This window comes from Salmonella sp. SJTUF15570 (genome assembly GCF_043357055.1).
Classification (GTDB): domain Bacteria; phylum Pseudomonadota; class Gammaproteobacteria; order Enterobacterales; family Enterobacteriaceae; genus Salmonella; species Salmonella enterica.
Genome location: NZ_JBEUKJ010000005.1, coordinates 65,786 through 80,566 on the forward strand (window position 1 = coordinate 65,786; position 14,781 = coordinate 80,566).

A 14,781-nucleotide genomic window follows, 5' to 3' on the forward strand; every position below is an offset into this window, starting at 1 on the left:
TCTATTTCAGCGCTTATAGTGTGATAACCTCCAGCGAAGCGACCACGTTGCGCCACTGGGCAAGCTGTTTTTTCTGCCCGGCAGTGAGCTTTCCGGTGGTCACCAGGAACCATTTTCTCTGGGCGAACAGCTCGGGCGCCAGCATGGCTGGTGGAGAGGGAAGCACATTGAGCCGCAGCTCTTGTCCGGTACGAGTCAACGCTTCCAGCCAGATTTCACAGTGATCCGAGAGATGCCATCCGCTAATAAAGGCATTGTTGCCAGGCGCTTTTCTGTCGCCTTCAAGGCAAAAAGAGGTGTAGGCAATAATGATGCCATCCAGTATTTCGCGCAGCGTCATCACGGCGGGAAGATGCGCGGACACTTTGCTGCGCAACGGACGCAATAAATGGGTCACCAGTTCTGCGCGGGGATATTCCCGGCCACAGTCATAAATCAACTGCCGCAGCGCGTCAATTCGCCCTTCGTGGAGATGTTGAAGCATCGTCTCCTGAATCGTTATCCAGTTATCGCCCAGGCGAATGACCGGACGCGACAGTAAGGGTTTGACCTGACTTATCGGTACGCCTTTTCTCACCCAGTCGAGGATGCTAAGCGCTTGTCGAATATCGTCATCGCTGTATAAGCGATGCCCGCCATCAGTACGCTGCGGTTTCAATAAACCATAGCGTCGCTGCCATGCCCTTAGCGTGGCGGCATTGATACCGCATAGTCTGGCAAATTCGCCGATAGAATACGACATGGTAAAGCCCGTTAAATAAGGGGATTCTACTATATCATGATTAAATGAAGACTAAGGTAGTGATAAATGGTGCGGCATACCAGGGCATCCGTATGGATTTTGTCGATGATGAGCAATACTGCGTGGCGTAAGGCTCATCAAAATATGACCAATGCTTAATACCATCGGATGCCCCTGGTTAATACTCTATTAACCTCATTCTTCGGGCGCAGTTAAGTAACTCTGTCACTTTATGAACCTGTAGCTTTCTCATCATATTCATCCGATGTGTTTCGACGGTTTTTATACTGATATGTAGCTTTTCGCTGATCCCATGATTGGTATACCCCTCGTCAATAAGTTTAAGAACCTGACGCTCGCGCAAAGTAAGCAGTTGATGATTGGTCGTGTCAGCCTTTAATTCAGCCAGGATAGCTTCCCGATTCAACGTCGGGTCAATGTAACGCTTGTTTACTGCGACTGTTTGCAATGCCGCTAACAGAACTTGCTGACTACTGCTTTTTAAAACATAGCCATTAGCACCTGCGGCTAAAGTTTTAATGGTCATATACTCTTGTTGGTATGCTGTGTAAACCAGAATATTCATTGCTGGCCAACGCTGATGTAATTGAGGAATGATATCCAGGCCATTGATGCCAGGTAAGCTAAGATCAAGGATAAGTATGTCAGGCTCGTATGCGCAACAGGCATTATAAACCTCAAGACCATTTTTAACATGCTCTACAATTTTAAAATGAGGCCAGGGTAATAAGGCATTCATAATGCCGTTAATGATGATTTCATGATCGTCTACTAATAAGATCTTATATTCTTTCATTTTGCTGCCCTCGCGAAAATTAAGATAATATTAAGTAATGGTGTAGTTTTTGAAGATCATACGTATTTTCTGGCGTAAGTCGGTTAGTTCCTCCAGCGCGATGATTTTCCCCATTTTTACGCGATTCTCAATGTCTATGACATAGCTTACCAATTCAGTCTGCCCTATTTGACCTAAACAGCCTTTTAATGTGTGAATTAACTGATCGATTTTTTGTCCAGCCGATACGGCATTTTCAATATCAGCCAGCAAGAGGTCCAGTGATTGGAAAATCTTGCTATTAATGACCATATCATCTGTCGCCAGTAGCGCTGAGCAGCGACTTGGATCCTGCTCCTGTAGCTCTATATTTCGTAAAAGTTGGTATTCTGCGGCAATACTGATATAGCGAGCTAAGGTAGCCAACGTCACTGGTTTGGTAATGTAATGATGAATCCCATTTTTTTTACAACGATGAATATCTTCTGTCGCTACGCTAGCGGATAGCGCCACAAACATGCAGTCAGGATCTAAATTATTCGGCTCATCGTGCCATAATTGTACACATTCAATACCATCTATTTCTGGCATTCTAATGTCAATCAGTACTAAATCGAATCGTTGCTGGTGTGATAAAGTCAGAGCCTCGTTACTACTGGCGGCAATAGTGACGTGTTGGCCCAGGCTGATAAGCATTTTGCCGATGATGTCCCGATTAATATCGGCATCATCAACCAAAAGAATCTGCAACTGCCAGGGTGGTAACAAATTATTTATTACTGGCATATTTGGTGTACACAATATTAACTGTTGCGCCAGGTCGTAGAGTTTTCCGGGGAAATACAAAAGCTCTGCGTTGAGAAGCGCATTTTGCTGGTGGGGTGGCTCGCCGCGTATTCCCCAGCAAGCCAGTTGCCGATGCAGGCAGAACGGCGCTGACAGTGTCCCTTTAATTGGTTGAGGCGGCTGGTATTCTTGTAAGGGTAATACTAGCGAGACACAGGTTCCAACCCCGGGGACACTTTTTAGTGTCAGATTACCGCCCATCATTTTAGCCAGGCTTGACGCAATAGTCAGTCCAATTCCTGTACCTTGCGAATTTGTGTCTGCTTGATAAAAAGCAGTAAAGATTTGAGACTGCTGCTGTATTTCAATCCCTTTACCGCTATCGCTAACCAGAAATATTAATTGTTCCTCATGACGCTTGACCGTCAGACGTATCCCTCCGGTTTCGGTAAATTTTACCGCGTTCCCGAGTAAATTAACCAAAATTTGCCGTAAACGGATACTGTCGGTATGAAAATAGAGAGGGACATGTTGACCGACAAAAGTACGTAATGACAGTTTTTTGCTTTGCGCCGGCCCCTGGATGGTTTGCATTGCCTGGTCCAGTAACGGCAGTAACGCTGTTTCTTCCATATGTAATGTGAAATGACCAGACTCGATGCGTGAAAAATCCAGCAGATTATTAATAATAGCTAACAAAGACAGTGTACAATTCCTGGCGGTATCAGCTAATCCTTGCTGCTCTATGTTTAAAGGGGTGGTTTGTAATAATTCAATCGCACCGAGTACGCCATTCATCGGAGTACGTAACTCATGACTTATTACCGTAAGATGAATGCTTTTACGTTTGTTAGCTTGCTCAGCGCGTTTTTTTGCTTCATTTAGCGCCTGGGTGCGCTCTGCGACTTTGTTTTCCAGATTGTCGTATTGGACTTGTAGAGTATCAAGCAGTTGGTTAAAAGCACCGGCAATACTATCTAATTCATCCAGTCGTTGTGCTGGTAAACGTGTGCTCAGCGGTGCAGTTGCGGTTTTATTAATGACATCGACAAAACGCCATAACGGTTTGGCCAGTGAGCGATGTAGTAACCAGCAAAAAGCCGACGTCATCAACACCAATGCTGTTAATGTAAAGGGGATTTGTTGAAGGATAATTTTTAAGATGCGATTATGTAGATTACCGTATGGGTACAGCGTAACCAGACTCCATCCGGGGCCATGCAAGGTTGTGCGTAATATCAGAAATCCGGGAATTTGCTGCCATCCATCATGCAGCGTTACATTTTCTAACTGTGTACGTATTTTTTGCGGGATGTATGAAAACGGCAATAAGTGGTTGTTTTGATCCAGCCATACTCGAATACTATCATCTAATGGTAGGTGGCTCTTAGTAATGAGATCGGGAAGTTTAACCGTCACCCCAAAAAATACGCCTTGCTGATCGGCAACCGCAACGGAAGCGTGCCATCCTTTGCCGTTTATGTATTCTGGTTCACTCCAGTAAAACCCGGCATGGGTTGGGTATAAAGGAAAGCTTTTTCGCGTTAAAGGCTGTAGAGTTGAATAATCTGAAGGGTTATCAGTAGATAATAACGAAATCTCATTTTTATGGTTAAGAATAAAACTATCGCGACGAAAGCTTTTTTCATCGATATCAGAGGACTGCAGAAAGAGACGATGCTTCTCTCCGTTTAGCGTCGGCGTGCAATTTGAAAGACCGACAGATAGAAGCCGGCTCACCTCAGGGAAAATATCGTTATGATGAATCTCAGTCGCTAATGAGCATTGATACATTAAATTTTTAGCGTCACGTTCAGCTTCTTCAAACCGTTGATTGCTTAGTACAATATTCATCTCGGATAGAACGGATAAATCCTCTATTATATGCTGCCGTTTCTGAACCATTGATATATAAGCTGCGGTAAGCACAGATAGCAGCCAAATAATTATTGTTGTTAATAAAAATAAAAAAGTTAGCCTGATTACTAAAGATGTTTGCAGCGTATTCTTGAGATTGAGCAAATTCATAATGCTTTCCTCCAGTTGCCTGTTGCAAAATCTTTGGCACTTGATCACTATCGCAGTACATATAGTTTCATCAGAAGATTAATCGATGGTGTTATCATTAGGAAGATAAATTTCTTCATATATAACCCAGTCGATGACTACAATTACTTTTTAATAAGGTGGCGATGTAAAAACATCGTAACAGTTTATTTAATAAATAATTTTTCAAATTGTAATTTTTTATGTCAATGCTGAAAGTGTAATTGTGAATTTATCGGAAAATCCGAATGATAGAATCGCCTGTGACAAGGTATATGTAGACAGCATCCTGATATTGTACAAGAAGAGTATAGTCGAAATAAATGTGAATCAGGCTTTTTACGGATGTGGTTGTGAGCGAATTTGATAGAAACTCCCATTTATGTCTGAGGAGGGATTCATGCTGGCAGTTTTAAAAGGTATTCCATTAATTCAGGATATCAAGGCCGAAGGTAATAGCCGATCCTGGATAATGACTATTGATGGGCATCCTGCCAGAGGAGAAATTTTCTCAGAAGCATTTTCTATTTCTTTGTTCTTAAATGACCTGGAAAGCTTACCTAAGCCTTGTCTTGCCTATGTGACACTACTGCTTGCAGCACACCCGGACGTCCATGATTATGCTATACAGCTCACAGCGGATGGGGGATGGTTAAACGGTTATTATACCACAAGTAGTAGCTCTGAGCTTATTGCTATTGAGATAGAAAAACACCTGGCTTTAACTTGCATTTTAAAAAATGTAATACGCAATCACCATAAACTTTATTCGGGTGGGGTATAAAATGGTAGTAAATAAACGTTTAATCTTAATTTTACTATTTATACTCAATACAGCAAAGAGTGATGAGTTATCATGGAAAGGTAATGACTTCACCCTTTATGCCAGACAAATGCCATTAGCAGAGGTTTTACATCTGCTCTCAGAGAACTATGATACGGCTATTACTATTAGCCCATTGATAACAGCTACATTTAGTGGAAAAATTCCGCCTGGACCACCGGTCGATATTTTGAATAACCTGGCAGCACAATATGATTTGCTAACCTGGTTTGATGGTAGCATGTTATATGTATATCCTGCATCGTTATTAAAACATCAGGTTATCACTTTCAATATTTTATCTACTGGACGGTTCATTCATTACTTACGCAGCCAGAATATCCTTTCATCACCGGGATGCGAGGTTAAAGAAATTACCGGTACCAGAGCTGTGGAGGTGAGTGGTGTTCCCAGCTGTCTGACTCGTATTAGTCAATTAGCTTCAGTGCTGGATAATGCGTTAATCAAACGAAAAGACAGTGCGGTGAGTGTAAGTATATACACGCTTAAGTATGCCACTGCGATGGATACCCAATACCAATATCGCGATCAGTCCGTCGTGGTTCCAGGGGGCGTGAGTGTATTGCGTGAGATGAGTAAAACCAGCGTACCGGCGTCATCGACGACCAATGGTTCACCCGCTACACAGGCATTGCCCATGTTTGCTGCCGACCCACGCCAGAATGCAGTGATCGTTCGTGATTATGCGGCCAATATGGCCGGGTATCGGAAACTCATCACAGAATTAGATCAACGCCAGCAGATGATAGAGATTTCGGTGAAAATTATCGATGTTAATGCTGGAGATATTAACCAGTTAGGCATCGACTGGGGAACGGCAGTGTCGCTGGGTGGCAAGAAAATTGCGTTCAATACAGGTTTGAATGACGGCGCTGCTAGCGGTTTTTCAACGGTAATCAGCGATACCTCAAACTTTATGGTGCGTTTGAATGCCCTGGAAAAAAGCTCTCAGGCTTATGTACTTTCCCAGCCATCTGTGGTGACTTTAAATAATATCCAGGCTGTGCTGGATAAAAATATTACTTTCTATACCAAACTGCAGGGAGAAAAAGTGGCTAAACTTGAATCCATCACTACGGGTTCTTTGTTGCGCATTACACCTCGCTTGTTAAATGACAATGGCACGCAAAAAATAATGCTTAATCTTAATATTCAGGATGGACAACAAAGTGATACGCAAAGCGAAACAGATCCGCTACCCGAAGTGCAAAATTCTGAAATTGCTTCGCAAGCCACATTATTAGCCGGACAGAGTCTATTGCTGGGAGGATTTAAACAAGGTAAACAAATCCACTCGCAAAACAAAATCCCTTTATTGGGCGATATTCCTGTCGTAGGCCATTTGTTTCGCAATGATACGACTCAAGTACATAGTGTAATCAGGCTGTTTTTGATTAAAGCCTCAGTAGTAAATAATGGCATATCTCATGGTTAATCCAAAGAGCTCCTGGAAAATACGTTTTTTAGGTCACGTTTTACAAGGCCGGGAAGTATGGCTGAATGAAGGTAACCTGTCACTGGGGGAGAAAGGATGCGATATTTGTATTCCGCTTACTATAAATGAAAAAATTATTCTGAGAGAACAGGCAGATAGTTTATTTGTTGATGCCGGGAAAGCCAGAGTTAGAGTTAATGGCCGCAGATTTAATCCAAATAAGCCGCTACCATCCAGTGGGGTTTTGCAGGTTGCGGGAGTGGCTATCGCGTTTGGTAAACAGGATTGTGAACTTGCTGATTATCAAATACCCGTTTCCAGATCAGGGTACTGGTGGTTGGCTGGCGTATTCTTGATTTTCATCGGTGGAATGGGTGTCCTGTTAAGTATTGGCGGTCAGCCTGAAACGGTAAATGATTTACCTTTGCGGGTTAAGTTTTTATTAGACAAAAGCAATATTCATTATGTGCGGGCGCAATGGAAAGAAGATGGAAGCCTGCAGTTGTCCGGTTATTGCTCGTCAAGCGAACAGATGCAAAAGGTGAGAGCGACTCTCGAATCATGGGGGGTCATGTATCGGGATGGTGTAATCTGTGATGACTTATTGATACGAGAAGTGCAGGATGTTTTGATAAAAATGGGTTACCCGCATGCTGAAGTATCCAGCGAAGGGCCGGGAAGCGTGTTAATTCATGATGATATACAAATGGATCAGCAATGGCGTAAGGTTCAACCATTACTTGCAGATATTCCCGGGTTATTGCACTGGCAGATTAGTCATTCTCATCAGTCTCAGGGGGATGATATTATTTCTGCGATAATAGAGAACGGTTTAGTGGGCCTTGTCAATGTTACGCCAATGCGGCGCTCTTTTGTTATCAGTGGTGTACTGGATGAATCTCATCAACGCATTTTGCAAGAAACGTTAGCAGCATTAAAGAAAAAGGACCCCGCTCTTTCTTTAATTTATCAGGATATTGCGCCTTCTCATGATGAAAGCAAGTATCTGCCTGCGCCAGTGGCTGGCTTTGTACAGAGTCGCCATGGTAATTACTTATTACTGACGAATAAAGAGCGTTTACGTGTAGGGGCATTGTTACCCAATGGGGGAGAAATTGTCCATCTGAGTGCCGATGTGGTAACGATTAAACATTATGATACTTTGATTAACTATCCATTAGATTTTAAGTGAGTGGAAAATGACAACTCTGACCCGGTTAGAAGATTTGCTGCTTCATTCGCATGAAGAGGCCAAAGGCATAATTTTACAATTAAGGGCTGCCCGGAAACAGTTAGAAGAGAACAACGGTAGGTTACAGGATCCGCAGCAATATCAGCAAAACACCTTATTGCTTGAAGCGATCGAGCAGGCCGAAAATATCATCAACATTATTTATTATCGTTACCATAACAGCGCACTTGTAGTGAGTGAGCAAGAGTAAAGTAAAAATATCTTAGAGCCTATCCCACCAGGCGTTATTGGCGCAGCCAGCCTGGACACGGACAGCGCGCAAAAACCGGAGCGTACACGTAGCACGTGAGGTTTGACTCGCTACGCTCGCCCTTCGGGCCGCCGCTAGCGGCGTTCAAAACGCTAACGCGTTTTGGCGAGCACTGCCCAGGACCAAAATGGCAAGTAAAATAGCCCTAATGGGATAGGCTCTTAGTTAGCACGTTAATTATCTATCGTGTATATGGAGGGGAATGATGATAAAGAAAAAGGCTGCGTTTAGTGAATATCGTGATTTAGAGCAAAGTTACATGCAGCTAAATCACTGTCTTAAAAAATTTCACCAAATCCGGGCTAAGGTGAGTCAACAGCTTGCTGAAAGGGCAGAGAGCCCCAAAAAAAGCAGAGAGACAGAGAGTATTCTTCATAACCTATTTCCACAAGGCGTTGCCGGGGTTAACCAGGAGGCCGAGAAGGATTTAAAGAAAATAGTAAGTTTGTTTAAACAACTTGAAGTACGACTGAAACAACTTAATGCTCAAGCCCCGATGGAGATACCGTCAGGAAAAACAAAAAGGTAAAGCATAATGTCTTCAGGAAACATCTTATGGGGAAGTCAAAACCCTATTGTGTTTAAAAATAGTTTCGGCGTTAGCAACACTGATACCGGGGGGCAGGATGACTTATCCCAGCAAAATCCGTTTGCCGAAGGGTATGGTGTTTTGCTTATTCTCCTTATGGTTATTCAGGCTATTGCAAACGATAAATTTATTGAAGTCCAGAAGAACGCTGAACGTGCCAGAAATACCCAGGAAAAGTCAAATGAGATGGATGAGGTGATTGCTAAAGCAGCCAAAGGGGATGCTAAAACCAAAGAGGAGGTACCTGAGGATGTAATTAAATACATGCGTGATAATGGTATTCTCATCGATGGTCTGACCATTGATGAATACATGGCTAAATATGGCGATCATGGGAAGCTGGATAAAGGTGGCCTACAGGCGATCAAAGCGGCTTTGGATAATGACGCCAACCGGAATACCGATCTTATGAGTCAGGGGCAGATAATAATTCAAAAAATGTCTCAGGAGCTTAACGCTGTCCTTACCCAACTGACGGGGCTTATCAGTAAGTGGGGGGAGATTTCCAGTATGATAGCGCAGAAAACGTATTCATGAAAAAAGACCCGACCCTACAACAGGCACATGACACGATGCGGTTTTTCCGGCGTGGCGGCTCGCTGCGTATGTTGTTGGATGACGATGTTACACAGCCGCTTAATACTCTGTATCGCTATGCCATGCAGCTTATGGAGGTAAAAGAATTCGCTGGCGCAGCGCGACTTTTTCAATTGCTGACGATATATGATGCCTGGTCATTTGACTACTGGTTTCGGTTAGGGGAATGCTGCCAGGCTCAAAAACATTGGGGGGAAGCGATATACGCTTATGGACGCGCGGCACAAATTAAGATTGATGCGCCGCAGGCGCCATGGGCCGCAGCGGAATGCTACCTCGCGTGTGATAACGTTTGTTATGCAATAAAAGCGTTAAAGGCCGTGGTGCGTATTTGCGGCGAGGTCAGTGAACATCAAATCCTCCGATTGCGTGCAGAAAAGATGTTACAGCAACTTTCTGACAGGAGCTAAAAATGAATCGAATTCACAGTAATAGCGATAGCGCCGCAGGAGTAACCGCCTTAACACATCATCACTTAAGCAATGTCAGTTGCGTTTCCTCAGGTTCGCTGGGAAAGCGCCAGCATCGTGTGAATTCTACTTTTGGCGATGGCAACGCCACGTCTCTGCTATCAGGGAAAATTAGTCTTCAGGAGGCAAGCAATGCGTTGAAGCAACTGCTTGATGCCGTACCCGGAAATCATAAGCGTCCATCATTGCCTGACTTTTTGCATATCAATCCCACTGTTTTATCAATGATGATGACGACATTAATACTCAACGTCTTTGGTAATAACGCCCAATCGTTATGCCAACAGCTTGAGCGGGCAACTGAGGTGCAAAATGCATTGCGTAATAAGCAGGTAAAGGAGTATCAGGAGCAGATCCAGAAAGCGATAGAGCAGGAGGATAAAGCGCGTAAAGCGGGCATTTTTGGCGCTATTTTTGACTGGCTTACCGGCATATTTGAAACCGTGATTGGCGCCTTAAAAGTTGTGGAAGGTTTTCTGTCCGGTAATCCCGCAGAAATGGCTAGCGGCGTAGCTTATATAGCCGCAGGTTGTGCAGGAATGGTTAAAGCCGGAGCTGAAACGGCAATGATGTGCGGTGCTGACCACGATACCTGTCAGGCGATTATTGACGTGGCAAGTAAAATTCAAGTTGGTTGTGAAGTCGTCGCGATGGCACTGGATGTTTTCCAGATTGGTCGTGCTTTTATGGCGACGAGAGGCTTATCTGGCGCAGCTGAAAAAGTGCTTGACTCCGGCTTAGGCGAAGAAATGGTTGAGCGTATGGTAGGTGCAGGGGAAGCAGAAATAGAGGAGTTGGCTGAAAAGTTTGGCGAAGAGGTGAGCGAAAATTTTTCCAAACAATTTGAGGCGATTGAACGTGAAATGGTTTCGCCGGGTGAGATGGAAGAGGAGTCTGCCGAATTTTCTCGTAACGTAGAAAAAAATATGACAAAAAATGCGGGAAAAAGTTTTACGAAAGCGGGGGTGAAAGCCATGGCAAAAGAAGCGGCAAAAGAAGCCCTGGAAAAATATGCGCAGGAAGGGGGAAAGTTTCTGTTAAAAAATTTTCGTAATAAAGTTCTCTGGAATATGTTCAAAAAAATCCTGTATGCCTTACTGAGTGATTGTTCATTTAAAGGCTTACAGGCTATCAGATGTGCAACCGAGGGTGCCAATCAGATGAATACTGGCATGGTTAACGCAGATAAAGCGAAGCTCGAAAAGAAAATAGAGCAATTAATAACTCAGCAACGGTTTCTGGATTTCATAATGCAACAAACGGAAGACCAAAAAAAGTTAGAACAAAAACGCTTAGAGGAGCTTTATAAGAGTAGCGGTGCCGCGCTTAGAGATGTATTAGATACCATTGATCACTATAGTAGCGTTCAGTCGAGAATAGCTGGCTGTCGCGCTTAATCTGAGGATAAAAATATGGAAGCGAGTAACGTAGCACTGGTATTACCAGCACCTTCCTTGTTAACGCCTTCTTCCACTCCATCTCCCTCCGGGGAGGGAATGGGTACTGAATCAATGCTTCTGTTATTTGATGATATCTGGATGAAGCTAATGGAGCTTGCCAAAAAGCTGCGCAATATCATGCGCGACTATAACGTAGTAAAACAACAGCTGGCCTGGGGGCTACAGGTCAATGTTTTACAGACGCAAATGAAAACAATTGATGAAGCGTTTAGAGCATCAATGATTACTGCGGGTGGCGCAATATTGTCGGGCGTGCTGACGATAGGATTAGGGGCCGTAGGCGGGGAGACCGGTCTTATAGCGGGTCAAGCCGTAGGCCACACAGCTGGGGGAGTCATGGGCCTGGGGGCCGGTGCAGCGCAACGTCAAAGTGATCAGGATAAAGCGATTGCCGACCTGCAACAAAATGGGGCCCAATCTTATAATAAATCCCTGACGGAAATTATGGAGAAAGCAGCTGAAATTATGCAGCAAATCATGGGCGTGGGGTCGTCAATGGTCGCGGTTCTTGCTGAAATACTCCGGGCATTAACGAGGTAAACATGGTGCAAGAAATAGAGCAATGGTTGCGTCGGCATCAGGTGTTTACTGAGCCTGCATATTTAGGGGAGACCGCCATATTACTTGGGCAACAGTTTATATTATCGCCTTACCTGGTGATCTATCGTATTGAGGCAAAAGAAATGATTATTTGTGAGTTCAGGCGCCTGACGCCCGGGCAACCTCGACCACAGCAATTGTTTCACTTACTGGGACTTTTACGCGGGATATTTGTGCATCACCCGCAGTTAACATGTTTAAAGATGTTGATAATCACCGACGTTCTGGATGAAAAAAAAGCCATGCTACGCAGGAAATTATTGCGCATCCTGACAGTAATGGGAGCGACCTTTACACAGCTTGATGGCGATAACTGGACAGTTTTATCCGCCGAGCATCTTATCCAGCGACGTTTTTAAATAACCTTCCTGACGTAAATCATTATCACGTGAAAATAACAATCAATAGGTATGATGATGAAAGAAGATCAGAAAAATAAAATACCCGAAGACATTCTGAAACAGCTCTTATCCGTTGATCCGGAAAGCGTTTATGCCAGTGGTTACGCCTCATGGCAGGAGGGGGATTATTCGCGCGCCGTAATCGATTTTAGTTGGCTGGTGATGGCCCAGCCATGGAGTTGGCGTGCCCATATTGCATTGGCTGGCACCTGGATGATGCTTAAAGAATACACGACAGCCATTAATTTCTATGGACATGCCTTGATGCTGGATGCCAGCCATCCAGAACCGGTTTACCAAACGGGCGTCTGTCTCAAAATGATGGGGGAACCCGGGTTGGCGAGAGAGGCTTTTCAAACCGCAATCAAGATGAGTTATGCGGATGCCTCATGGAGTGAGATTCGCCAGAATGCGCAAATAATGGTTGATACTCTTATTGCTTAAATAACAGAACGAAATATGAAAATTCATATTCCGTCAGCGGCAAGCAATATAGTCGATGGTAATAGTCCTCCTTCCGATATACAAGCGAAGGAGGCATCGTTTCCTCCCCCTGAAATTCCAGCCCCTGGCACCCCCGCAGCCCCAGTACTGCTTACGCCTGAACAAATAAGGCAGCAGAGGGATTATGCGATACATTTTATGCAATACACTATTCGTGCGCTGGGTGCGACAGTCGTGTTTGGATTATCGGTTGCTGCAGCGGTAATTTCTGGCGGAGCAGGATTACCCATTGCTATCCTTGCGGGGGCGGCGCTCGTGATTGCTATTGGGGATGCTTGCTGTGCGTATCATAATTATCAATTGATATGTCAGCAAAAGGAGCCGTTACAAACCGCCAGTGATAGCGTTGCTCTTGTGGTCAGTGCGCTGGCCTTAAAATGTGGGGCAAGTCTTAACTGCGCTAACACCCTTGCTAATTGTCTTTCTTTATTAATACGTTCAGGAATCGCTATTTCTTCGTTGGTTATACACCTACAGTTTCCGCTGCCCGCCGCTGAAAATATTGCGGCCTCTTTGGACATGGGGAGTGTAATTACCTCCGTTAGCCTGACGGCGATAGGTGCGGTACTGGATTATTGCCTTGCCCGCCCCTCTGGCGACGATCAGGAAAATTCTGTTGATGAACTTCATACCGATTCCAGTGTGTTATTGGCAGAACAAATGGCAGCGCTCTGTCAATCTGCTACTGCACCTGCATTAATGGACAGTTCTGGTCATACATCTCGGGGAGAACCATGAAACCTGTTAGCCCAAATGCTCAGGTAGCAGGGCAACGTCCTGTTAACGCGCCTGAGGAATCACCTCCATGTCCTTCATTGCCACATCCGGAAACCAATATGGAGAGTGGTAGAATAGGTCCTCAACAAGGAAAAGAGCGGTTATTGGCCGGACTTGCGAAACGAGTGATAGAGTGTTTTCCAAAAGAAATTTTTAGTTGGCAAACGGTTATTTTGGGCGGACAGATTTTATGCTGTTCCGCTGGAATAGCATTAACAGTGCTAAGTGGTGGAGGCGCGCCGCTCGTAGCCCTGGCAGGGATTGGCCTTGCTATTGCCATCGCGGATGTCGCCTGTCTTATCTACCATCATAAACATCATTTGCCTATGGCTCACGACAGTATAGGCAATGCCGTTTTTTATATTGCTAATTGTTTCGCCAATCAACGCAAAAGTATGGCGATTGCTAAAGCCGTCTCCCTGGGCGGTAGATTAGCCTTAACCGCGACGGTAATGACGCATTCATACTGGAGTGGTAGTTTGGGATTACAGCCTCATTTATTAGAGCGTCTTAATGATATTACCTATGGACTAATGAGTTTTACTCGCTTCGGTATGGATGGGATGGCAATGACCGGTATGCAGGTCAGCAGCCCATTATATCGTTTGCTGGCTCAGGTGACGCCAGAACAACGTGCGCCGGAGTAATCGTTTTCAGGTATATACCGGATGTTCATTGCTTTCAAAATTTTGCTATGTTGCCAGTATCCTTACGATGTATTTATTTTAAGGAAAAGCATTATGGATATTGCACAATTAGTGGATATGCTCTCCCATATGGCGCACCAGGCAGGTCAGGCCATTAATGACAAAATGAATGGTAATGATTTGCTAAACCCAGAATCGATGATTAAAGCGCAATTTGCCTTACAGCAGTATTCTACATTTATTAATTACGAAAGTTCACTGATCAAAATGATCAAGGATATGCTTAGTGGAATCATTGCTAAAATCTGAAGTTATTAGCGACGATGTTCGACGGTTGCTGCTGGAAATCATGTTTGCGGGCGTTAACCATAGCCTGATTTCCCAGGTACATGCGATGTTACCAGCGCTAACGGTTATTGTTCCGGATAAAAAATTACAGTTGGTATGTCTGGCATTATTATTGGCGGGTTTAAATGAGCCGCTAAAAGCCGCGAAAATTTTATCGGATATTGATTTGCCAGAGGCTATGGCGCTGCGTCTGTTATTTCCTGCACCGAATGAGGGGTTTGAAAATTGAATATTTCT

Annotated in this window: 18 protein-coding genes; 15 read left to right on the top strand and 3 right to left on the bottom strand. The window is 44.3% G+C overall.

Annotated elements, in window-relative coordinates; genetic code table 11:
* Nucleotides 1–13: 13 nt before the first annotated feature.
* From ABVN44_RS11290 to ABVN44_RS11300, 3 genes are all read right to left on the bottom strand, one after another.
* Complete coding sequence (locus ABVN44_RS11290; protein WP_000122318.1) at nucleotides 14–742, bottom strand: MerR family transcriptional regulator; 729 nt, start codon at nucleotides 740–742, stop codon at nucleotides 14–16.
* A 178-nt stretch (nucleotides 743–920) separates the two neighbouring features.
* Nucleotides 921–1,559, bottom strand: a complete 639-nt coding sequence (locus ABVN44_RS11295; protein ID WP_000666334.1) for a two component system response regulator — start codon at nucleotides 1,557–1,559, stop codon at nucleotides 921–923.
* A gap of 30 nt (nucleotides 1,560–1,589) precedes the next feature.
* Nucleotides 1,590–4,352 (bottom strand): two component system sensor kinase, encoded by a 2,763-nt coding sequence (locus ABVN44_RS11300; protein ID WP_048348854.1) that lies wholly within the window; start codon nucleotides 4,350–4,352, stop codon nucleotides 1,590–1,592.
* Between the two features lie 400 nt (nucleotides 4,353–4,752).
* On the opposite strand from ABVN44_RS11300, the gene spiC reads away from it, so the two are divergent.
* The 15 genes from spiC (at nucleotide 4,753) to ABVN44_RS11375 (ending at nucleotide 14,773) form a co-directional block, all read left to right on the top strand.
* A complete protein-coding gene (spiC, locus tag ABVN44_RS11305) occupies nucleotides 4,753–5,154 on the top strand; it encodes an SPI-2 type III secretion system protein SpiC (protein ID WP_001562740.1) in 402 nt (133 codons plus the stop codon).
* 1 nt (nucleotide 5,155) lies between these two features.
* Nucleotides 5,156–6,649 (top strand): SPI-2 type III secretion system protein SpiA, encoded by a 1,494-nt coding sequence (spiA, locus tag ABVN44_RS11310; protein ID WP_393954235.1) that lies wholly within the window; start codon nucleotides 5,156–5,158, stop codon nucleotides 6,647–6,649.
* Nucleotides 6,630–7,841, top strand: a complete 1,212-nt coding sequence (ssaD, locus tag ABVN44_RS11315; RefSeq protein WP_023232135.1) for a SctD family type III secretion system inner membrane ring subunit SsaD — start codon at nucleotides 6,630–6,632, stop codon at nucleotides 7,839–7,841. Before spiA ends, ssaD begins: the two co-directional genes overlap by 20 nt.
* Nucleotides 7,842–7,848: 7 nt before the next feature.
* The gene (ssaE, locus tag ABVN44_RS11320) at nucleotides 7,849–8,091 is read left to right on the top strand and encodes a YscE family type III secretion system co-chaperone SsaE (protein ID WP_023232136.1); all 243 of its coding nucleotides are present in this window, start codon (nucleotides 7,849–7,851) and stop codon (nucleotides 8,089–8,091) included.
* Nucleotides 8,092–8,353: 262 nt separating this feature from the next.
* Nucleotides 8,354–8,680: an SPI-2 type III secretion system chaperone SseA gene (gene sseA, locus ABVN44_RS11325; protein WP_023232137.1), complete on the top strand. Its 327-nt coding sequence runs from the start codon at nucleotides 8,354–8,356 to the stop codon at nucleotides 8,678–8,680.
* A 6-nt stretch (nucleotides 8,681–8,686) separates the two neighbouring features.
* A complete protein-coding gene (gene sseB, locus ABVN44_RS11330) occupies nucleotides 8,687–9,277 on the top strand; it encodes an SPI-2 type III secretion system translocon protein SseB (protein ID WP_023232138.1) in 591 nt (196 codons plus the stop codon).
* On the top strand, nucleotides 9,274–9,747 hold the full coding sequence (gene sscA, locus ABVN44_RS11335) for a SycD/LcrH family type III secretion system chaperone SscA (protein WP_000711023.1): 474 nt from the start codon (nucleotides 9,274–9,276) through the stop codon (nucleotides 9,745–9,747). The genes sseB and sscA overlap by 4 nt, the downstream gene beginning before the upstream one ends.
* Nucleotides 9,748–9,749: 2 nt before the next feature.
* Nucleotides 9,750–11,204 (top strand): type III secretion system translocon protein, encoded by a 1,455-nt coding sequence (locus ABVN44_RS11340; protein ID WP_048348853.1) that lies wholly within the window; start codon nucleotides 9,750–9,752, stop codon nucleotides 11,202–11,204.
* A 15-nt stretch (nucleotides 11,205–11,219) separates the two neighbouring features.
* Nucleotides 11,220–11,807, top strand: coding sequence for an SPI-2 type III secretion system translocon protein SseD (sseD, locus tag ABVN44_RS11345; RefSeq protein ID WP_023232139.1), 588 nt, complete (start codon nucleotides 11,220–11,222; stop codon nucleotides 11,805–11,807).
* A 2-nt stretch (nucleotides 11,808–11,809) separates the two neighbouring features.
* Nucleotides 11,810–12,226, top strand: a complete 417-nt coding sequence (sseE, locus tag ABVN44_RS11350; RefSeq protein WP_000249606.1) for an LcrR family type III secretion system chaperone SseE — start codon at nucleotides 11,810–11,812, stop codon at nucleotides 12,224–12,226.
* Nucleotides 12,227–12,277: 51 nt separating this feature from the next.
* Nucleotides 12,278–12,712, top strand: a complete 435-nt coding sequence (sscB, locus tag ABVN44_RS11355) for a SycD/LcrH family type III secretion system chaperone SscB (protein WP_000979962.1) — start codon at nucleotides 12,278–12,280, stop codon at nucleotides 12,710–12,712.
* Nucleotides 12,713–12,727: 15 nt separating this feature from the next.
* Nucleotides 12,728–13,510, top strand: coding sequence for a type III secretion systems effector SseF (gene sseF, locus ABVN44_RS11360; protein WP_023232140.1), 783 nt, complete (start codon nucleotides 12,728–12,730; stop codon nucleotides 13,508–13,510).
* Nucleotides 13,507–14,196: a pathogenicity island 2 effector protein SseG gene (gene sseG / locus ABVN44_RS11365; RefSeq protein WP_000805835.1), complete on the top strand. Its 690-nt coding sequence runs from the start codon at nucleotides 13,507–13,509 to the stop codon at nucleotides 14,194–14,196. The genes sseF and sseG overlap by 4 nt, the downstream gene beginning before the upstream one ends.
* Before the next feature lie 93 nt (nucleotides 14,197–14,289).
* The gene (gene ssaG, locus ABVN44_RS11370) at nucleotides 14,290–14,505 is read left to right on the top strand and encodes a type III secretion system needle filament protein SsaG (RefSeq protein ID WP_000350226.1); all 216 of its coding nucleotides are present in this window, start codon (nucleotides 14,290–14,292) and stop codon (nucleotides 14,503–14,505) included.
* On the top strand, nucleotides 14,483–14,773 hold the full coding sequence (locus tag ABVN44_RS11375; RefSeq protein WP_000444713.1) for an EscG/YscG/SsaH family type III secretion system needle protein co-chaperone: 291 nt from the start codon (nucleotides 14,483–14,485) through the stop codon (nucleotides 14,771–14,773). The genes ssaG and ABVN44_RS11375 overlap by 23 nt, the downstream gene beginning before the upstream one ends.
* The last annotated feature ends 8 nt before the right edge of the window (nucleotides 14,774–14,781 follow it).